This window comes from Cellulosimicrobium sp. 4261 (assembly GCF_040546915.1).
Classification (GTDB): domain Bacteria; phylum Actinomycetota; class Actinomycetes; order Actinomycetales; family Cellulomonadaceae; genus Cellulosimicrobium; species Cellulosimicrobium cinnabarinum.
On record NZ_JBEPOQ010000016.1, the window covers coordinates 1 to 19139 of the forward strand.

The window sequence follows — 19139 nt, forward strand, 5'->3', positions numbered from 1 at the left end:
GGGGGGGGTGAACCCCGCGGAGTACATGGCGGGGGCGATCCTGGCCGTGGTGCTCGCCTCCTGCCGCCCGGGGCCGCGGCCCGCGCTGACCGCGCCACCCCCCCCGGGGGTGGGCGCCGCCCGTCCGGCGGGCCCCCTCCCCGTCGTCGTGCCCGGTAGCGTGTGCGCGTGCTGACTCTCGCCGTCCTCACCGCCGCCGGTTCCGGGACCCGGCTCGGGCTGGACCTGCCCAAGGCCCTCGTCGAGCTCGACGGGCTGCCGCTCGTGGTGCACGCCGCCCGACGGCTGTGCGCGTCCGGGGTCGTGGACGCGCTCGTCGTGACCGCGCCGCCCGGGCTGCGCGACCACGTCGCGGCGCTCCTGGCCGACGACCCCGCGGTGGACCGGGCGGTCCGGGTCGTCGAGGGCGCGGGGACCCGCCAGGCGTCCGTGGCGGCCGGTCTGAGGGCCGGCCGCGGCCTCGCGGAGGGCGGCGTGCCCGCCGACGTCGTGCTCGTCCACGACGCCGCACGACCCCTCGCGCCGCCGTCGCTGGTCCGCCGCGTCGTCGAGGCCGTGCGCGCGGGCCACGGGGCCGTCGTGCCGGGGCTTCCCGTCACGGACACGATCAAGCGCGTGGCGCCCGCGGGCGCCGACGACGCGTCCGGTGCGGAGCCCGTCGTCGAGACGGTCGACCGGAGCGTGCTGCGCGCCGTCCAGACCCCGCAGGGGTTCGACGGCGAGCTCCTGGCCCGCGCGCACGCGGCCGCCGTCCACCGCGCGGACGACGAGTCCCTCGCCGCGACCGACGACGCCGGGCTGGTCGAGGCGCTCGGCGTCCCGGTCCACGTGGTGCCCGGCGACGCCGCGGCGGCCAAGATCACCACCGCGCACGACCTGCGGGTCGCGGCGCTCACGCTCCGGGAGGACCGATGACCACCCCTGCAGGCTCCACCGGGACACCCGCCGGGACGCCCACCACCGCACCGGTCGCCGCGGGCCCCGTCCCGCTGCTCCCGCGCACGGGCGTCGGGGTGGACGTGCATGCCTTCGCGCCCGAGGGCGAGGAGCGTCCGCTCTGGCTGGGCGGCCTGCACTGGCCGGGTGAGCGCGGTCTCGCCGGGCACTCCGACGCCGACGTCGCGGCGCACGCCGCCGCCGACGCGCTGTTCTCGGCCACCGGCCTCGGCGACCTCGGCTCGAACTTCGGCACGAGCGCGCCCGAGTGGGCGGGCGCGAGCGGCGCCAGCCTGCTCGCGGAGGCGGCGCGACGGGTGCGGGCCGCCGGGTTCGAGATCGGGAACGTGGCCGTCCAGGTGATCGGCAACCGGCCGCGCCTCGGGCCGCGCCGCGCCGAGGCGGAGGCGGCGCTCGGGGCGGCCGCGGGCGCCCCGGTGACGCTCACGGCGACCACGACCGACGGGCTCGGCCTCACCGGCCGCGGCGAGGGCGTCGCGGCCGTCGCCACGGCTCTCGTGATCCGGCTCGCACCGCCCGCCTGAGGTCAGCCCGTCGGCGCGACCTGGACGCTCTCGAGGATCGCGCGCGCCTGCGCGGCCCCGTCGGCGTCGTCGACGGCGTACGACGCCGTGAGGTCGACGACCCACGCGTCGGGCCCGTCGCCCGTCCGCACGGCGACGATCTCCTGCGCGACGGCGGTCCCCGCCGCCTCGTACGTCCCGGCCACGCGGTAGGCGGGCAGCCCGGCGAGCGTCGTGGGCCCCTGCCCGTCGGGGTCGGGCACCCAGCCGGGGATCGAGGCTGCGGCCGCCGTCGTCGCGGCGCCCGCCTCGTCGACGGTCTGCGCCGACTGCTCTCCGGTGACGACGACGTTCGCGCGGAAGTCGTCGGAGCCCGTGCCGCTCGGGGCGCGCAGCAGGAACGCGCCGTCGCGCGTGCCGCGCTCCCAGCCCGCGGGCGCGGTCACCTGGACCGGGATCTCGGGGACGTCGTGCACGACCGGATCCGTGCCACCACCTGCGCCCTCGGGCCCGCCGCAGCCCGCGAGGGCGAGCGCGACGGTCGCCGTGAGGGCGAGCGTCCAGGGGGTGCGGGGCAGGCGCGGTCGGGGCACGGGAGTCCTTCGTCGGGGGTGGGGGCCGGGGCTGGTCCGGCTCGTCATTCTCGCCCGCTCCCGTCCGGCGTGCCAGGCCCGCCACCTGCCTCTACGATCGCTGGAAGCGCATCGATGTGTTTGACTTTCCCAAGAACGACACATGGGATGAATCGCACATGAACCGAATGTCCGTCGAGGAACGCCGAGCCCAGCTCGTCGACGCCGCGATGACCATCGCCGTCCGCGAGGGCGTCGAGGCCGTGACCATCCGCGGCGTCGCGGCCGAGGCCGGGGTCTCGCTCGGCGTCGTGCACTACTGCTTCGAGGACAAGGACGAGCTCCTCCAGGCGATGGGCAACAGCCTCGCGCTCGTGGCCTCCGAGCCCGTCCGGTCCGCCCTCGACGTCGAGGGCGACGTCGTGGCGCTCGCCCACGCCGCCGCCGACGGCCTGTGGAGCGGGCTGACGCCGCGTCGTCACATGCGGCTCCTCACGTTCGAGTTCGCGACGGCGGGCGTGCGCAGCCGCGCGCTGCGCTCCGTCGCGCACACGCACCTCGAGCAGACCTGGGCGATGACGCGCGGGTTCCTCGAGAACGTGGCCGAGCGGGGGAACGTCAGCTACACGATGGACATGGGGTTCCTCTCCCGGGTCGTCGCGGGGTACATCGACGGGATCGAGATCGCGTGGCTCGTCGAGCAGGACGACGAGACGGCGGTCCGCAGCTTCCACGCGCTCGCCGAGTACGTGCTCTCGATGATGGTGCGCCCCGACGGCTCGCCGGTGCGGGAGCACGGCCCCGAGCCCGTCCCCTGACGGGCCGCCGACGTCCCGTCCCTCGACGGGACACCGCCCCTGGCGGGGCGGACGCCGGTCAGCCCCGCGCGGCCGGGGCGCGGCCGAGCACGCGGTCGGTGTACCCGTTCGCGAACACGCCCTCGGGGTCCGCCGCGTCGCGGACGGCCACGGCGTCGTCGAACCGCGGGTAGAGCTCCTGGAGCCGGTCCGCCTCGAGCCCGTGCATCTTGCCCCAGTGCGGGCGGCCCCCCACCTCGGCGACGATGCGCTCGACGGCGTCGAAGTACCGCTCGTGCGGCAGGCGCGCGTACTGGTGCACGGCGACGTACGCGGTCTCGCGCCCGTGGGCCGTGGAGAGCCACACGTCGTCGGGCGCCGCGAACCGGACCTCGACGGGGAACGGCACGTGCTCGCCGGAGCGGTCCAGCCACGCGTCGATGCTCGACAGCACGTCCACGAGGCGCTCGCGCGGGACGGCGTACTCCATCTCGCGGAACCGGACCCGGCGCGACGTGACGAACACGTGGTGCGACGGCGCGACGTACGTGCGCGGCGCGAGCGCCCGCGCGGAGACGGCGTTGAGGCGCGGCGTGACGCGCGGGACCGCGGTCGCGAGCCGGTTCACCAGCTCGAACGCGCCGTTCGACAGGAGCTCCTCGTCGACCCACGTGCGCGCCCGCGCGACCGGCCCGGGACCCGTGGTGCGCAGACGCTCGAGCTCGACGGCCTCCTCGTCGGGCGCGAGGCGGTTGTTGCGCTTGGTCAGCGCCCGGCGCGTGTGGGGGAACCAGTAGAACTCGAAGTGGTCGTTGCCCCCGACGAGCCCGTCGGGGTCGTCGGGCGTCCCGAGCTGCTCGAGCACGCGGTCGAGCGGCCACGGCTCCTCCTGCGCGCGCAGGAGGAACGCCGGGACCACCTCGAGCGTCACGGCGGACAGGATGCCCGTGACCCCCAGCCCGAGCCGGCTGACCTCGAACAGGCCCGGCTCGTGCGTGGGCGACGCCTCGCGCGCCTCGCCGTCGGCCCCGACCACGCGGACGCCGCGCACTTGCGTCGCGAGACCGCCGAGGCGTGCCCCCGTGCCGTGCGTGCCCGTCGAGATCGCGCCCGCGACCGACTGCCGGTCGATGTCGCCGAGGTTGCGCATCGCGAGCCCCGCGGCGGCGAGGGCCTCGTTGAGCCGGTGCAGGCGGACGCCCGCCCCGACGGTCACGAGGATCGCGTCGCCGTCGGTGCCGTCCGCGCCGCCGCGCGCGATGCGCTCGACGAGACTCAGCCGGTCGAGGTCGAGCAGGAGGCCGTCCGTGACCGCGGCCGGGGTGAACGAGTGACCGGCACCCACCGCGCGGACGGGCATGCCCTCGGCCGCGGCGCGGGCGACGAGGCCGCCCAGCTCCGCCTCGTCGCGCGGCGAGGCCCGACGGCGCGGCGTCGCGGAGGCCGTGCGGGCCCAGTTGGTCCAGGAGAGGGCGTCGTCGCTGCTCACAGGTCGTACTGTCTCACGCCCGGCGGGTGGCGTACGTTCTCTCCATGACGACCCACACGGCACCGGGGGCGGACCGGGCCGCGGGCCCGCAGGACGGTGACGAGCGGGGCGCGACGCCCTCGCTCCTGGCCCGCCTGACCCGCGCGACCGCAGCGCTCGACGGCCCGCTCGCCGTCGTCGACCTCGACCGCTTCGACGCCAACGCCGACGAGCTGCTCGCGCGCGCGGGCGGGGTCCCCGTGCGCGTCGCGTCGAAGTCCGTGCGCGTGCGCTCGCTCGTCGCGCGCGCGGGCGAGCGCGGCTTCCGAGGCGTCATGGCGTACTCGGTGCGCGAGGCGCTGTGGCTCGTCGAGTCGGGCGTCCGCGACGTCCTCGTGGGCTACCCGTCGGTCGACCGCGGGGCGCTCACGGCGCTCGCCCGCCACGAGGAGGGCCGGCGCGAGGTCACGCTCATGGTGGACGACGCCGCGCACCTGGAGCTCGTGCGCCACGCGCTCGCCGAGACCGGTACCGGGGACGAGCCGCCCGTGCGGGTGTGCCTCGACGTGGACGCGTCGCTGCGCGTGGGACTCGGTCTCGTGACGGTCCACCTGGGCACGCGCCGCTCGCCGCTGCACGGCGCGCGCGACGTCGCCTCGCTCGCCGCCCGGGTCGTCTCGACGCCCGGCCTCGCGCTGCGGGGCCTCATGTTCTACGAGGCGCAGGTCGCCGGGATGCCGGACTCGAGCCTCGCCGTCCGCGCGGTCAAGCGGCTCTCGGTGCTCGAGCTGGGCGAGCGGCGGGGCGAGGTCGTCGCGGCGGTCCGGGACGTCGTCGGGCACGACCTCGAGCTCGTGAACTCGGGCGGGACGGGGTCGCTCGAGACGTCGTCCGCGGACGCCGTCGTGACCGAGGTGACGGCCGGGTCGGGCCTGTACGTCCCGGGGCTGTTCGACGAGTACCGCGCGTTCCGGCCGCGGCCGTCGGCGTTCTTCGGCCTCGACGTCGTGCGCGTCCCGGGCCCGGGCTGGGCGACGGCGTTCGGCGGCGGGTACGTCGCGTCCGGCCCGGCGACCCGCAGCCGCCTGCCGCGCGTCGTGACGCCCGGGTGGTCGCTCACGGGCCGCGAGGGCGCGGGCGAGGTGCAGACGCCGCTGCACCGGTCACGCGGTGCCGCCGGGGCACCGGACCTCGGTGTCGGGGACCGCGTCTGGTTCCGCCACGGCAAGGCCGGCGAGGCGATGGAGCGGTTCGACCGCGTGCACCTCGTGCGCGGCGACGAGGTGGTCGACGTGGTCCCGACGTACCGCGGCGAGGGCAAGAGCTTCGGCTGACGCGGCGAGGACGGGCCGGCCGACGCCCCGGTGCCGCTTCGGCCGCGACGGTGCGTCCCCGGTACCCTTGCGGCGTGACCCTTCGCCTGTTCGACACCGCCACGCGGGACGTGCGCGACTTCGTCCCCCTGACCCCGGGCGAGGTCGGCATCTACCTGTGCGGCGCCACCGTCCAGGCTGCCCCCCACATCGGGCACATGCGCTCGGCCGTCGCGTTCGACGTCCTCGTGCGCTGGCTCCGGCGCAGCGGCGCGCGGGTGACGCTCATCCGCAACGTCACCGACATCGACGACAAGATCCTCGCGAAGTCGGCCGACGCGGGCGAGCCCTGGTGGGCCTGGGCCGCGACGTACGAGCGCGCGTTCACCGCCGCGTACGACGCCCTGGGCGTGCTGCCCCCCACGTACGAACCGCGCGCGACGGGCCACGTCCCGGACATGGTCGAGCTCATGCAGCGCCTCGTCGAGCGCGGCCACGCCTACACCACCGGCCCCGGCGACGTGTGGTTCGACGTGCGGTCCTGGCCCGAGTACGGCGCGCTCACCAACCAGCGCCTCGAGGACCTCAACCCCGTGCCCGACGACGTCCCCGCGGACGCCGAGGAGGCCGCCGCCAAGCGCGACCCGCGCGACTTCGCGCTGTGGAAGGCCCCCAAGCCGGGCGAGCCGGAGACCGCGTCGTGGGACACGCCGTTCGGGCGCGGCCGTCCGGGCTGGCACCTCGAGTGCTCCGCCATGGCGCGCCGCTACCTCGGCGACACGTTCGACCTCCACGGGGGCGGCCTCGACCTGCGCTTCCCCCACCACGAGAACGAGCAGGCGCAGTCGCGCGCCGCGGGCTACGGGTTCGCCCAGCACTGGCTGCACAGCGCGTGGGTCACGCAGGGCGGCGCCAAGATGAGCAAGTCGCTCGGCAACGGGCTGCTCGTGCGCGAGGTCCTCGCGACCACGAGCCCCGCCGTGCTGCGCTACGCGCTCGCGTCCGTGCAGTACCGCTCGATGCTCGAGTGGACCCCCGCGACGGTCGTCGAGGCCGAGGCGACGTGGGAGCGGCTGGCGGGCTTCGTCGAGCGGGCGACCGAGCGCGTGGGCGAGGTCGACGACGTGCGCGACGCCGAGCTGCCGACCGCCTTCACCGCGGCGATGGACGACGACCTCAACGTGCCGGCGGCGCTCGCCGTCGTGCACGAGCACCTGCGCGCGGGCAACGCGGCGCTCGCGGACCGGACGACGGCCGCGGACGCCGTCGCGCGCCACCACCTCGTGGCGGTGCGCGCGATGCTCGACGTGCTCGGGCTCGACCCGGGCGACCCGCAGTGGGCCGACCGCGGCGACTCCCGCTACGCGGCGGTGCTCGACGCCGTCGTCGGCGCGGAGCTCGCGGCGCGGGCCGAGGCGCGCGCGTCGCGGGACTTCGCGGCGGCCGACGCGATCCGCGACCGGCTCGCCGCGGCGGGCGTCGCGGTCGAGGACTCGGCCGACGGCGCGCGCTGGACCCTCGCCTGACGTCCACCGGACCGACGCCCGGGAGCGGACCGGCGGCGCGCGAGGTAGAGCCCCGGTAGCGCGAGGTAGAGCTCCGGCAGCACGAGGGAGACCCTGGTGATGACCACGGTTCTCCCTCGGCGAGGTGTCTGGGGGACACTGGACCCAGGAGCGAGACACGCACGCCGGGCGCGGAACCCGACGTGGACTGACCTGAACTGACCTGAACGACGACACGATCGGTACACCATGGCTGGCAACTCACAACGACGCGGCGCGACCCGCAAGCCCGGAAGCAAGAAGGGCGCGACCGTCGGCTCCGGCGGGCAGCGGCGCAAGGGCCTCGAGGGCCGCGGGCCGACCCCGAAGGCCGAGGACCGCGTCTACCACGCGGCGCACAAGCGCAAGGTGGCCGACGAGAAGCGCGTGCCGACCGGGCGCGGCGGCGCGGCGCGCGGCACCGAGCGTGCCGGCACGTCGCGCGGCGGGGCCTCGCGCGGCGGCGGCCCCAAGGGCCGTGGGTCGGTCCAGGAGATCGTCGCGGGTCGCAACTCCGTCCTGGAGGCGCTGCGCGCGCGCATCCCCGTCGAGGTGGTCTACCTCGCGTCGCGCCTCGACGCCGACGACCGCACGCGCGAGATCGTCGACATCGTCGCGGGCCGCGGCTACGACCTCCTCGAGGTGGGCAAGCCCGAGCTCGACCGCCTCACCGACGGGGCCGTGCACCAGGGCGTCGCGATCAAGGTGCCGCCGTACGAGTACGCGGACGTCGACGACCTGCTCGACGCCGCCGAGGCGTCCGGGCGGCCGCCGCTCGTCGTCGCGCTCGACGGCGTCACGGACCCGCGCAACCTCGGCGCGGTGCTCCGCTCCGCGGGCGCGTTCGGCGCGCACGGCGTCCTCGTGCCCGAGCGCCGCGCCGCGGGCGTCACCGCGTCCGCGTGGAAGGTCTCGGCCGGCGCTGCCGCGCGCGTCCCGGTGGCCCGGGCGACCAACCTCGTGCGCGCGCTCGGCGAGCTGAAGAAGGCGGGGTGCTTCGTCGTCGGGCTCGACGCGGGCGGCACCACGGCGATCGGCGACCTCCAGCTCGCGACCGAGCCGCTCGTCGTCGTCGCGGGCTCCGAGGGCAAGGGTCTGTCCCGCCTCGTGCGCGAGGCGTGCGACGTCGTCGCGTCGATCCCCATCGGGTCGGACACGGAGTCGCTCAACGCCGCCGTCGCGACGGGCATCTCGCTCTACGAGGTCGCGCGCCTGCGGCGCGAGGTCTGACCGCCCGCCGCATCACCGTCACGAGCGTCGCCCCGCCGGTCCCTGGACCGGCGGGGCGACGGCCGTCCGTCAGCCGTAGTACTCGGGGTCCTTCTCGCCGGGGGCGAGGCCGAGGATCGCCTTCTCGTCCGGGCGGTGGCGCAGGACGTTCTCCACGTACGACTGCGTCGCCTCCGCCATCGGCACGTCGCGACCGGCACGCTCCGAGATGAACCAGCGGTGGTCGAGGATCTCGTGGAACAGCTGCGCCGGCTCGAGCTTGCGGCGCAGGTTCCGCGGCACGGCCTGGATCGTGGGCTCGAACACGCCGCTCAGCCAGTCGTGCGCGACGAACTCCTCGTCGTCGTTCTGCCGCTCGGCCGCCGCCCGGAACGAGTCCAGGTCGTTGAGCAGACGGCGGGCCTGGTTCTCCTGCACGTCGAGGCCGGTGAGGCGCAGCAGGCGTCGGGAGTGGTGCCCCGCGTCGACGACCTTCGGCTGGATCTGCACGGTCGTGCCGTCGATGTCGGTCGTGATCGCGAGCTCGTCGACGTCGAAGCCGAGGTTGTTGAGGTGCTCGATGCGGGCCGCGACGCGCCACCGCTCGTTCGCGTCGAACGACTCGGACGTCGTCAGGGCCTCCCACAGCTCTTCGTAGCGCGCGACGAGCGCGTCGCCGATCGCGACCTCGTCCACGTCCTCGTCGAGCAGCTCGCCGGCGGCGAGGTCCATGAGCTCGCCGATGATGTTCGTGCGCGCGAGGTCGACGTCGTACGAGCGCTGCCCGGGGGAGAGCTCCCGGTGCAGGTCGCCCGTCTCGGCGTCCACGAGGAAGGCGGCGAACGTCTCCGCGTCGCGCCGGAACAGCGTGTTCGACAGCGACACGTCACCCCAGTAGAACCCCACGAGGTGCAGGCGCACGAGGAGGACGGCGAGCGCGTCGATGAGGCGCGTGGCGGTGTCCGGGCGCAGCGACTGGCTGAACAGCGCGCGGTAGGGGAGCGAGAACTGGAGGTGCTCGGTGATGAGCACGGCCTCGAGCCGCTCGCCGTTCGCGTCCTGTCGCCCGGTGATGACGCCCACGGGGACGACGCTCGGCACCTCGAGCCGACGGAGCTGCCGGAGCAGCTCGTACTCGCGGTACGCGACCGTCTCGCCGATCTCCTTGATCGCGATCACCCGCCCGGAGAGGCGGACGAACCGCACGATGTGCCGCGAGATGCCGCGGGGGAGGGCGGCGAGCGTCTCCGCCGGCCACTCCTCGAGCGGGACGTCCCAGGGCAGGTCGAGGAGCGCCGGGTCGGGGGCCGACGCGGTGATCTGCAGGTTGTGCACCGTCACGGGTCCATTGTCCATGGTCGTGCGCCCGGTGGTCGCGGTGCGTCCGCCGGCGCCTGCGCGAGCGACGGGGCGGGTCCGGTTCGTGGGGTCGGACCCGCCCCGCAGCGGGGACCGGCAGGAGGTCAGGCGCAGTCGAGCGCGTCGTGGTCGACGTCGAACGCCGACGTGACGTCCTCGCCGTCGACCGTCGCGGTGCCCGTGACGGTCACGGTCCCGCTCCCGACGGAGGTGGAGCGCACCGCGAACGACTGGTACGCGTTCGCGCCCGGGGCGACGTCGGCGACCTCGCGGGTGCCGTACGGCGTCGCGAGCGTCACGTCGACGGGCTGGTCCTCGCCGTTCGTCGCCCGGACGGCGACGTACGCCTGGCCGGCGAGGCAGCGCGCCTGCACCTCGACGTCGAGGTCGAGCTGCCCGGCCGGTGCGCCGTAGACCTCGAGCTCGTAGAGGGAGAAGCCCCACTGCGTCGCGCGCTCGGTGAGGTAGAGCCGCACGTGCTGCCCGGTCCCGGTGATCGCCAGGTCGTCGAACCCGCCGTCGCCGTCCGTGACGGTGCGGACGGTGGTCCAGGTCTCGCCGTCGGGCGACGTCTGGACCTCGTAGCCCGACCCGTACGCCGTCTCCCAGTCGACGACGACGCGGCTCAGGTCGTAGCTCGCACCGAGGTCGACCGCGATCCACTCGGGCTCGCTCCACGCGCTGCTCCAGCGGGTCCCGGCATTGCCGTCGACCGCCTTCTCCGGCTCGTGGCCGGCCTCGTCGATGCTGGAGGCCGTCACGGGCCGGCCCAGGGCGAGCGAGTCCTCGTCCTCCTCGCCGCCCCCGTCGTCGGACCGGAAGCAGCGCAGGTACCGGTAGGACTCCGCGGAGGTCTCGAACGACGGCGCCCAGTCCCACTCGTAGGTGAAGTACTCGACGTAGGGCTCGGCCGCGGCGATGATCGCCGGGAGGTCGAGCTCGCCGCGGCCGAGCGCGACCTGCCGCATGTCGCCCGGCGCGTCGACGTTCACGGCGTCCTTGATGTGGAGCAGCTCGATGCGGTCCCCGTGCTCCTCGATCCACGCCGGGACGTCGAGGCCGGCGTCGGCGGCCCAGCCGACGTCGAGCTCGAACGTGACGTAGCGCGGGTCGGTGTTCTCCTCGATGACCTCCCACGCGCTCACCGTCTCGCCCGTCTCCGGGTGGGTGTACCGCGTGGTGAACTCGCTCTGGTGGTTGTGCAGCACGATCTTGTTCGCGCCGTTCTCGTGCGCGTACCGCCCGAGCTCGTTCACGTACGCCGCGGTCGCGACGGCCTCGTCGTAGGTGCCGTAGCCGCCCGCCATGCCGCCGGTCCCGATGTAGTCCTGGCCCAGCGCGACGGCGTACGCGACCGTCTCGGGCCACGAGGCCCGGTCCGTGCTGCCGTGGCTCGACGACACCTGGAGGCCGTGCCGGTCGAGGATCGCCCGGTAGTCGGCGACCGGCATCGCGTAGGGCTGGTTGTACGGCTCCACGTTGGTGAACCCCGCAGCGGCCACCTCGCCGAGGACGCGGTCGAGCGTCTCGGGGGACGGCGTCCCCGAGCCGCCGAGCTCGCCCACGTGCGTGTAGAGCTGGATCGAGATCTTGGAGTCGGGGAGGCCGTCGTCGGCGTCGCACGTGACGGGCGCCGCGGTGGCCGACGGTCCGGCGGACGACGGCGCGACGGCGGGGACCGCCACGGCCGGCGCAGCGGCGAGCGCGGTCGCGACGAGGGCGCCGCCCGCCAGCGCCGCGCCGAGGCGCCGGGCGCGCGAGGAGAGGTGCGGGATCTGCATGAGGCTCCAATTGACAGCGTTGTCTATTTGGGTGACGAACAGGCGACTTCTGACGTCGCGTGTGCAAAAGCAGTCTTCGGGTCACCCATGGCGGTGTCAAGAGCAGGCGCGCCGTCGGTCGCGCACGACGGCGGTCCCCGGGAACGTCGCGCCCGACGGCGGTCCCCGGGACGCCGCAGGGCGGGCCCTCCCGTGGGGAGGACCCGCCCTGCGGTGGTGGTGCGGGGTGTCAGCTGAGGCGCTGACCCGAGTTCGCACCGAAGACGTGCGACTGGCCCGGGCGGATCGTCACGTAGATGCGCTCGCCCTTGGCCGGGACGTTGCGCGGGTCCACGCGGACGATGACCTGGTTGTCGCCGGCGCCCGAGTGGACGTCGGCCTGCGAGGCCAGGTCGCCCTTGAGGGTGCCGTAGACGAACGCGTCGGAGCCGAGCTCCTCGACGATGTTGACCTCGACCGGGAACGCGGCCTCGTTAGCCTGCGACACGACGTCGAGGGCCTCGGGACGGAAGCCGATCGTCACCTTGCCGTTGTCGGCCTCGGTGATCTTGGCGGCCGTCTCGCGCTCGAGCGCGATGCGCGCGGGGCCGACCTCGGCCACGCCGTTGTTGACCGCGAACGTGCCGATGTTCATCGCCGGCGAGCCGATGAAGCCCGCGACGAAGACGTTGGCCGGCGTGTCGTACATCTCGCGCGGCGTGCCGACCTGCTGGAGCAGACCGTCCTTGAGGACCGCGATGCGGTCGCCCATCGTGAGGGCCTCGGTCTGGTCGTGCGTGACGTAGACCGTCGTGACGCCGAGGCGGCGCTGGAGCGACGCGATCTGGGTGCGCGTCTGGACGCGGAGCTTGGCGTCGAGGTTCGACAGCGGCTCGTCCATGAGGAACACCTGCGGCTGACGGACGATCGCACGGCCCATCGCGACGCGCTGGCGCTGACCACCGGAGAGCGCCTTCGGCTTGCGGTCGAGGTACTCGGTGAGGTCGAGGATCTTCGCGGCCTCCTCGACGCGCTGGCGGATCTCCGCCTTCGGCGTGCCGGCGATCTTCAGCGCGAAGCCCATGTTGTCCGCGACGGACATGTGCGGGTACAGCGCGTAGTTCTGGAAGACCATCGCGATGTCGCGGTCCTTCGGCTGGACGTCCGTGACGTCGCGGTCGCCGATGTAGATGTGTCCGCCGTTGACGTCCTCGAGGCCCGCGAGCATGCGGAGCGAGGTCGACTTGCCGCAGCCCGAGGGGCCGACGAGGACGAGGAACTCGCCGTCCTCGATGTGCAGGTTGAGCTGGTCCACGGCGGGACGCTCGGTCCCGGGGTAGACGCGGGTTGCGTGGTCGTAGGTGACCGTAGCCATGACTGGTACATCCCTCCACCGGCAGGTACGTGCCGGACGATCCGTTGTGCAGTGACGTGCCACGTCGACGTAGCTGTTCGCGATGGCGGACGAGCGTGTCTTCGACGACACAGAAGAAGTCGGACCCCCTCCGGTACGGGCAGGGGACCCGACGTCATCGTGGACCCGATCCTACTCCCGGTCCTGAGTGCTTCGTCACAGCGTCGGTCACGATCCGGTAGCGGTTCGGTGCGGGCGGCGGGGTCCGCCGGGCGAGCGCCCGGCGGACCCCGTCCGGGGTCAGGCCTCCCGGCGCTCCAGGAGGTCGGCGAGGAGGTCGAGCACCGCGGCGAGCCCGTCGGCGTCGGGCACGCGCTGCGCGGCGAGCGTGTCGCCGTCGCCCACCTTGACGCCCAGGTCGCCCGGGCCGAGCACGGCGAACGCGGTCTCGTCGGTCGTGTCGTCGCCCGCGTAGAGCACGCGCGTGCGCGCGTCGGGGCGCCCGGCGTCCTGCCCGACGACGTCGCGCAGCCGGTCCACCGCCTCGCCCTTCGACGTCTCGACGACCGCGACCTCGACGACGTCCTTCCCGTGCATCGCGTGCAGCCCGAGCCGCTCGGCCACCGCGTCGGCCAGGTCCTCCGCGGCCTGCGTGTCCGCCGCCGAGGCGAGCCGCGTGTGCAGGACGGCGGCGCTCGGCTTCTCCTGCACCCACGCGCCCTCGCGCCCCGCGACGGCGTCGGCCAGGCCCGCGCGCAGGGCGGCGAGGTGGTCGGCCTGCTCCGGCGTGAGGTCGAGCGGGACGGCGTCGAGCCCGTCCTCGGTCACGTGCCCCGTCTCGGCACCGTGGCTGCCCACGAGGTACGTGCCGACGGGCGGCTCGCTGCGCTCGGCGAGGTCCGCGAGGTTGCGGCCCGAGACGAGCGCGAGGCGCGTCGTCGTACCGACGAGCGCGGCGGCCAGCCGGTCGACGGCGGCCCGGGCGGACGGCGCCATGCGCGCGGTGAGGGGGTCGTCGACGAGCGGCGAGAGCGTGCCGTCGAAGTCGAGCGCGACGAGCCGGGCGGCCGGTGCGCCGTGCGGGTCCGCCGCGAACGCGCGCACGGCCTCGGCGACGGGTCCGGGCAGGGGTGCCGGGTGGTGCGACGCGGTCACGCGCCCTGCTCCACCGCTGCGTCGGTGTCCTGTCGCTCGTCCTGCCGCTCGTCCCGCCGCTCGCCCTGGCGGGCGTGCTGCGGCGCACCCGGCTCGTCGTCCTCGGGGCGGCGCCGCGGGACGCGCGACGGCATGGCGGTGAGGACGCCGAGGAACGACTCGGACCACCGCGCGACGTCGTCGGTGAGGACCTTGCGGCGCAGCCGGCGCATGCGCTTGCGCTGCTCGCGGTGGTCCATGTGCGCGGCCGCGACGATGATGTCCTTCATCCCGTCGATGTCGTGCGGGTTGACGAGGAGCGCGCCGGACGAGAGCTCGTCGGCGGCGCCGGTGAACTCGGAGAGCACGAGCACCCCGCGGTCGTCGGAGCGGGCCGCGACGTACTCCTTCGCGACGAGGTTCATGCCGTCGCGCAGCGCCGTGACGAGCATGACGTCCGCCGCCAGGTACAGGGCGGCCATCTCCTCGGGCGGGTAGGAGTGGTGCAGGTAGTGGATCGCGGCGTGCCCGATCTCCGCGTACTCGCCGTTGATGCGGCCCACCGCGCCCTCGACGTGCTCGCGCAGCTCCTGGTAGGCGTCCACGTTCTCGCGGCTCGGGCTCGCGACCTGCACGAGCGTGGCGTGCTCGACGTCGAGGCGGCCGTCCTGCAGCAGCTCGCCGTACGCCTTGATGCGGTGCCGGATGCCCTTGGTGTAGTCCAGGCGGTCGACGCCGAGCATCATGATGTCCGGGTCGCCCAGGTCGGCGCGGATCTCGCGCGAGCGCTGCTGGACCTCGGGCGTGCGGGCGAGCTCGTCGAACCGGCGCGAGTCGATCGAGATGGGGAACGCGGCGGCGCGGACGTGGCGGTCGCGCCCGTCCTCGCCCGGGACGGTGATGATCGGCCCGCGCGTCGTGTGGGCGCGCAGCCGCCGCACCGCGCGGATGAAGTTCGCGGCGTCGCCCGCGCGCTGGAAGCCCACGAGGTCCGCGCCCAGCAGGCCGTCGATCACCTGGCGGCGCCACGGCAGCTGCTGGAACAGCTCGAGCGGGGGGAACGGGATGTGGTTGAAGAACCCGATCCGCACGTCCGGGCGCTGGGCGCGGATCATCTGCGGCACGAGCTGGAGCTGGTAGTCGTGCACCCAGACGACGGCGCCCGGGGCTGCCTGCGCGACGGCGGCGTCGGCGAAGCGCTGGTTGACGCGGCGGTACGCGTCCCACCACGTGCGGTGGTACGTGGGCGGGGAGATGACGTCGTGGTAGAGCGGCCAGAGCGTGTCGTTCGAGAAGCCCTCGTAGTACCGCTCGATCTCGTCGGCCGAGAGCGTCACGGGCACGAGGCGCATCTCGTCGGCGTCGAACGGCTCGCTCGCCAGGTCGGGCGCGCCGGACCAGCCGACCCAGGCACCGTCGGACGCCTGCATGACGGGCTCGAGCGCCGTGACCAGGCCTCCGGGCGACCGCTTCCACTCGATCTCACCGCCGGGGCCGACCGTGAAGTCCACGGGCAGCCGGTTGGCCACCACGACGAGATCGAATCCCTCTTTGCCTGTCAATGGACCTCTCCTTGAGCTTCGATGAATCGCGCCTGGGCGGCCCAGGGTAGTCCGCTCGTCGGGCGCATGGACGGGTCGTCCGGTGCCGGTCGGGTGCCGGACGCCGCCCCGGGCCGGGTCGCCCACCGGGCCCGTCGGGGCGGCACCCTCCAGCGCCGGCCCGTCCACTGCCGCTACCTTGTCACCATGGAGGAGCCCACGCAGCGCGTCGAGGCGCGGAACGTCGCCGGGGGGCCGTCGCGCGGACCCGCCCCCGGCAGCGAGGTCGGGGGCTACCACATCGGCGCGCGGCTCGGGTCCGGAGCCATGGGCACCGTCCACAGCGCCCACGACGGCGGTGGCAACCTCGTGGCGATCAAGCTCCTCCACGCGCACGTCGACCTCGACGCCGCCGCGCAGGGCCGCGAGCGGCTGCGCCGGGAGGCCCGCGCCCTCCAGCGCCTGCGGCACCCCGCGGTCGCGCAGATCCTCGACGTCGAGCTCGACGGCCCGGACGCGTTCATCGTCACCGAGCTCGTCGACGGCCCCACGCTCGAGGACGAGATCGCCGAGGGCGGACCGCTCGACGCGTGGGACCTCTACGAGCTCGCCGACCAGCTCGCCGCCGCCCTCGAGGCCGTGCACGCGGCCGGCGTCGTGCACCGCGACCTCAAGCCGAGCAACGTCATGGTGTCCTCGCGGGGCCCGGTGCTCATCGACTTCGGCATCGCCCAGGGGCTCGAGGACGCGCGCGTCACGTCCACGGGCCTCGTCATGGGCACCCCGGGGTACCTGGCGCCCGAGCTGCTCGAGGGCGCCGCCCCCAGCGTCGACACCGACTGGTGGGGGTGGGCGGCCCTGCTCGCCTACGCCGCGACCGGGCGGGCGCCGTTCGGCGTGCGCCCGACGGACGTCGTGCTCGCCCGCGCGCGCAGCGGACGCCCCGACCTCGCCGGACTCGGGCCCGTCACCGCGCACGCGATCGGTCGGGCGCTGCACGCCGACCCGGCGCAGCGCCTCGGGCCGACGGAGGTCGTGGCCGCCCTGCGGCACGCGGCCGACACCGGCGACGCCGCACCCGCGACCCAGGTGGTCGCACCGCCCACCGGACCGACGCAGGTGATGCCGCCCGTCGCCGTCGTGCCCGGCGGCACGGGGGCCCAGGCGTGGACCGGCGCGTCCGCGTGGACCGGCCAGGCCCAGGTCGTGCCGCCGCCCCTGCCCACGTCGCAGGCGCAGGTCAACGACGGCCGCACGATGGCCGTCCCGGTCGGCCACGACCTCATGGACGACCTCGGCGCCCCGCCCCTCGGCGAGGACGGTGAACCGCTCTACGTGCGCCCCGTGCCCGCCGCGCGGCGCACCGCGCTGCTCCTGCTCGCCGTGCCGCTCGTGCTGCTCGGCGCGACGTACCCCGGCGTGGCGTTCGTCGTGCTGTCGGTGCTCGTCGTGCTCGCGCGCGTCGTCGGCGTGACGACCGAGTCGCTGCACGCGCGGCGCGAGCGCCGCGGCGTCTCGTCCCGGGACACGGTGCGCGCGGTCGCGGCGTCGCCCTGGTACGTCGTGCGCGCGCTCGCCGGCGCGCTCCCGTCCCTCCTCGTCGCGGCGTGCGCCGCGGTGCTCGTCGTCGTGGCCGGCTGGTGGCTCCTCGAGTCCGACCGCTGGGTCGTCGTCGAGGGCCCCGACGGCGGCAACGCGCCCGTCGTGACGACCGTCCTGCTGTGCCTCGCGGCGGTCGCGGCGGTGACCCTGGCCTGGGTCGGGCCGCTGACCCACCTCACGCGGTACGGGACCCGGACCGCCCTGGCGCGGCTCGCGCCCGGACGCACCGGGACGCTCGTCCTCGTCGGCCTCGGTCTCGTGCTCACGGTCGTGTCCCTCGTGCTCCTCGCGGGGGACCCGGGCGTGACCTGGTGGCCGTTCCCCGGCCCGCCGTCGCTCCGCTGAGACGGCACCGGCCCTTCCCAGCCCCCTACCAGCCCGCACGCGTAGGATGGGCGCCGTGCTCCGGACGACGGTGCCGCGCGCCCTGTCGCGCGGCGTGACGCGCACGTCCGTCGTGCCCGCAGCCGGCCGTCTGCTCGGCCCCGCGCTCCTGCTCCTCACCCTCCTCGCCGCCGTCGTGACGCACCTCGCCGACCGCGGGTACGCCGTCGTGCACCAGTGCGTGACGGTGCCGGGGGTCTGGGGCGCCGCCGGTATGCATCTCGCGCTCGTCCACGAGGCGCCGGACTGCCCGTCGGGCACCGCGCTCGGGGGCGACCCGGCCGCCATGGTCACCGTCGTGGGCGCGCTCGCGCTGCCCGTCGTCGTGGCCCACGTGGCAGCGGCCGCCGTCGCGTGGGGCCTGTCGGCTTGGGCGCGGCGCGCGCACGAGCGCTCCCGCGCCGTCGTGACCGTGGCCGGGCGCTCGCTGCGTGCCGTGCTCCGGGGGGCGCTGCGCCCCGTGGGGTCGCTCGTCGGGGCCGCGCGCCGCGTCGTGCGCCCGGTGCCCGACGCCGTCCCCACCGCGCTGCACCACCTCGCCGACGCGGTGGTGCGCACCCGGCGCGGGCCTCCGCAGGTCGCGCTCGTCTGACGACGTCGTCGGACGCACGGCCCGCGCGACCCCGTCGGCGCGCACCCTGACACATCCCCAGCTCTCGGCACTCCCTCGGAGGACGACCATGCCCAGCAACGAAACCCAGACCAAGGCCCAGCGCCGCGAGGCCGCGCGCGCGGAGGCGCTCGCGCTGCGCGAGGCGCAGGCCAAGCGCGACAAGCGCAACCGTCTCATCACGATCGGAGCGCTCGTCGCGGGCGTCCTCGTCCTCGTCGGCGTGTTCCTCGCCGTGTGGATCCCGGCCATGAACGACCGGAACAAGACGATCGACGCGGTCGCGGCGGGCAACCTCGCCGACGTCACGAGCCCGGCCACGAGCGACGCCGAGGACGGCGGCATCCCGATCGGCGCGGACGGCGCTGCCGGGACCCAGAACGAGGGCGCCGTCGAGGTCGGGGTCTACCTCGACTACATGTGCCCCATCTGCGGCCAGTTCGAGGAGACGAACGGCGCGACGCTCGACCAGCTCCGCGAGTCCGGTGACGTGACCGTCGTGCTGCACCCGATCTCGATCCTCGACCGCGTCGCGCAGTCGCAGCAGTTCTCGACCCGCTCCGCCGCCGCGGCGGCCTGGGTCGCCGACCGTGCGCCCGAGTCGATGAACGACTTCAACACCGCGATGTTCCAGAACCAGCCCGCCGAGGGCAGCGAGACGCTGACCGACGCGCAGATCGCCGACATCGCCGAGCAGGCGGGCGTGCCGGCCGACGTCGCCGCCGGCATCGAGGACGGGACCGCCGTCGAGACGTTCGGCGACTGGGTCGCGACGGCGTCGAGCCTCGTGAACCAGGACACGTCGCTGCACGGCGAGCGCGGGTTCGGCACGCCGACGATCACGATCGACGGTGAGCGGTGGGACGGCAACTGGAGCGACCCGAACGCGCTCCCGCAGGCCGTCACCGCCGCCCAGGGCTGACCGGCACGGGGTCCGAGTCCTGACCCGCGCCGCCCGTGCCCTGACCGGCGCGGGCCGCCGACCGGGGCGCGCCGGGCGAGCAGGTAGTCTGTTCGCTCGCCCGGCAGCCC

General features: G+C 75.0%; 16 protein-coding genes. 9 read left to right on the forward strand and 7 right to left on the reverse strand.

Features of this window, described 5'->3' with window-relative positions; genetic code table 11:
• Nucleotides 1-168 precede the first annotated feature (168 nt).
• Nucleotides 169-915 (forward strand): 2-C-methyl-D-erythritol 4-phosphate cytidylyltransferase, encoded by a 747-nt coding sequence (gene ispD / locus ABIE39_RS16175; RefSeq protein ID WP_354052579.1) that lies wholly within the window; start codon nt 169-171, stop codon nt 913-915.
• Nucleotides 912-1481, forward strand: coding sequence for a 2-C-methyl-D-erythritol 2,4-cyclodiphosphate synthase (gene ispF, locus ABIE39_RS16180; protein WP_175009009.1), 570 nt, complete (start codon nt 912-914; stop codon nt 1479-1481). The genes ispD and ispF overlap by 4 nt, the downstream gene beginning before the upstream one ends.
• A 2-nt stretch (nt 1482-1483) precedes the next feature.
• Here the strand turns inward: ispF and ABIE39_RS16185 are convergent, their stop codons facing one another.
• Nucleotides 1484-2053, reverse strand: coding sequence for an LpqN/LpqT family lipoprotein (locus ABIE39_RS16185; RefSeq protein WP_186810434.1), 570 nt, complete (start codon nt 2051-2053; stop codon nt 1484-1486).
• A 158-nt stretch (nt 2054-2211) separates the two neighbouring features.
• Here ABIE39_RS16185 and ABIE39_RS16190 point away from each other — a divergent pair, with 158 nt between their 5' ends.
• Nucleotides 2212-2850, forward strand: a complete 639-nt coding sequence (locus tag ABIE39_RS16190) for a TetR/AcrR family transcriptional regulator (RefSeq protein ID WP_081599891.1) — start codon at nt 2212-2214, stop codon at nt 2848-2850.
• 58 nt (nt 2851-2908) lie between these two features.
• Here ABIE39_RS16190 and ABIE39_RS16195 read toward each other — a convergent pair whose 3' ends face one another.
• Nucleotides 2909-4318 carry a D-arabinono-1,4-lactone oxidase gene (locus ABIE39_RS16195; RefSeq protein WP_354052582.1) on the reverse strand — a complete coding sequence of 470 codons (1410 nt, stop codon included), beginning with the start codon at nt 4316-4318 and terminating at the stop codon, nt 2909-2911.
• Between the two features lie 44 nt (nt 4319-4362).
• Here ABIE39_RS16195 and ABIE39_RS16200 point away from each other — a divergent pair, with 44 nt between their 5' ends.
• From ABIE39_RS16200 to rlmB, 3 genes are all read left to right on the forward strand, one after another.
• A complete protein-coding gene (locus ABIE39_RS16200; RefSeq protein WP_209829860.1) occupies nt 4363-5631 on the forward strand; it encodes an alanine racemase in 1269 nt (422 codons plus the stop codon).
• A 74-nt stretch (nt 5632-5705) separates the two neighbouring features.
• Nucleotides 5706-7136: a cysteine--tRNA ligase gene (gene cysS, locus ABIE39_RS16205; RefSeq protein WP_354052583.1), complete on the forward strand. Its 1431-nt coding sequence runs from the start codon at nt 5706-5708 to the stop codon at nt 7134-7136.
• Between the two features lie 228 nt (nt 7137-7364).
• On the forward strand, nt 7365-8384 hold the full coding sequence (gene rlmB / locus ABIE39_RS16210) for a 23S rRNA (guanosine(2251)-2'-O)-methyltransferase RlmB (protein WP_175009004.1): 1020 nt from the start codon (nt 7365-7367) through the stop codon (nt 8382-8384).
• Nucleotides 8385-8453: 69 nt separating this feature from the next.
• On the opposite strand, the gene ABIE39_RS16215 is transcribed toward rlmB, so the two are convergent.
• From ABIE39_RS16215 to ABIE39_RS16235, 5 genes are all read right to left on the reverse strand, one after another.
• Nucleotides 8454-9698: a DUF4032 domain-containing protein gene (locus tag ABIE39_RS16215; RefSeq protein WP_232422933.1), complete on the reverse strand. Its 1245-nt coding sequence runs from the start codon at nt 9696-9698 to the stop codon at nt 8454-8456.
• A gap of 128 nt (nt 9699-9826) precedes the next feature.
• Complete coding sequence (locus ABIE39_RS16220) at nt 9827-11503, reverse strand: discoidin domain-containing protein (RefSeq protein ID WP_354052585.1); 1677 nt, start codon at nt 11501-11503, stop codon at nt 9827-9829.
• A gap of 229 nt (nt 11504-11732) precedes the next feature.
• Nucleotides 11733-12857 carry a sn-glycerol-3-phosphate ABC transporter ATP-binding protein UgpC gene (locus tag ABIE39_RS16225; protein WP_175009002.1) on the reverse strand — a complete coding sequence of 375 codons (1125 nt, stop codon included), beginning with the start codon at nt 12855-12857 and terminating at the stop codon, nt 11733-11735.
• 279 nt (nt 12858-13136) lie between these two features.
• Nucleotides 13137-13991, reverse strand: coding sequence for a trehalose-phosphatase (otsB, locus tag ABIE39_RS16230; RefSeq protein WP_209829863.1), 855 nt, complete (start codon nt 13989-13991; stop codon nt 13137-13139).
• Nucleotides 13988-15502 (reverse strand): alpha,alpha-trehalose-phosphate synthase (UDP-forming), encoded by a 1515-nt coding sequence (locus ABIE39_RS16235; protein WP_354052588.1) that lies wholly within the window; start codon nt 15500-15502, stop codon nt 13988-13990. Before ABIE39_RS16235 ends, otsB begins: the two co-directional genes overlap by 4 nt.
• A gap of 216 nt (nt 15503-15718) precedes the next feature.
• Between ABIE39_RS16235 and ABIE39_RS16240 the strand changes: the two genes are divergently transcribed.
• The 3 genes from ABIE39_RS16240 (at nt 15719) to ABIE39_RS16250 (ending at nt 19029) form a co-directional block, all read left to right on the forward strand.
• Nucleotides 15719-17458, forward strand: coding sequence for a serine/threonine-protein kinase (locus ABIE39_RS16240; RefSeq protein WP_354052589.1), 1740 nt, complete (start codon nt 15719-15721; stop codon nt 17456-17458).
• Between the two features lie 55 nt (nt 17459-17513).
• Entirely contained in the window at nt 17514-18089 is a 576-nt protein-coding gene (locus ABIE39_RS16245; protein ID WP_074808210.1) for a hypothetical protein, read from the forward strand.
• 88 nt (nt 18090-18177) lie between these two features.
• Complete coding sequence (locus ABIE39_RS16250; RefSeq protein ID WP_175008998.1) at nt 18178-19029, forward strand: DsbA family protein; 852 nt, start codon at nt 18178-18180, stop codon at nt 19027-19029.
• Nucleotides 19030-19139: the final 110 nt, after the last annotated feature.

Coding starts and splice junctions, on each gene's coding strand:
- ABIE39_RS16220 (WP_354052585.1), bottom strand. CDS start 11,503: ATGCAGATCCCGCACCTCTCCTCGCGCGCCCGGCGCCTCGGCGCGGCG.
- ABIE39_RS16250 (WP_175008998.1), top strand. CDS start 18,178: ATGCCCAGCAACGAAACCCAGACCAAGGCCCAGCGCCGCGAGGCCGCG.
- ABIE39_RS16225 (WP_175009002.1), bottom strand. CDS start 12,857: ATGGCTACGGTCACCTACGACCACGCAACCCGCGTCTACCCCGGGACC.
- rlmB (WP_175009004.1), top strand. CDS start 7,365: ATGGCTGGCAACTCACAACGACGCGGCGCGACCCGCAAGCCCGGAAGC.
- ABIE39_RS16190 (WP_081599891.1), top strand. CDS start 2,212: ATGAACCGAATGTCCGTCGAGGAACGCCGAGCCCAGCTCGTCGACGCC.
- ABIE39_RS16200 (WP_209829860.1), top strand. CDS start 4,363: ATGACGACCCACACGGCACCGGGGGCGGACCGGGCCGCGGGCCCGCAG.
- ABIE39_RS16240 (WP_354052589.1), top strand. CDS start 15,719: ATGGAGGAGCCCACGCAGCGCGTCGAGGCGCGGAACGTCGCCGGGGGG.
- ispF (WP_175009009.1), top strand. CDS start 912: ATGACCACCCCTGCAGGCTCCACCGGGACACCCGCCGGGACGCCCACC.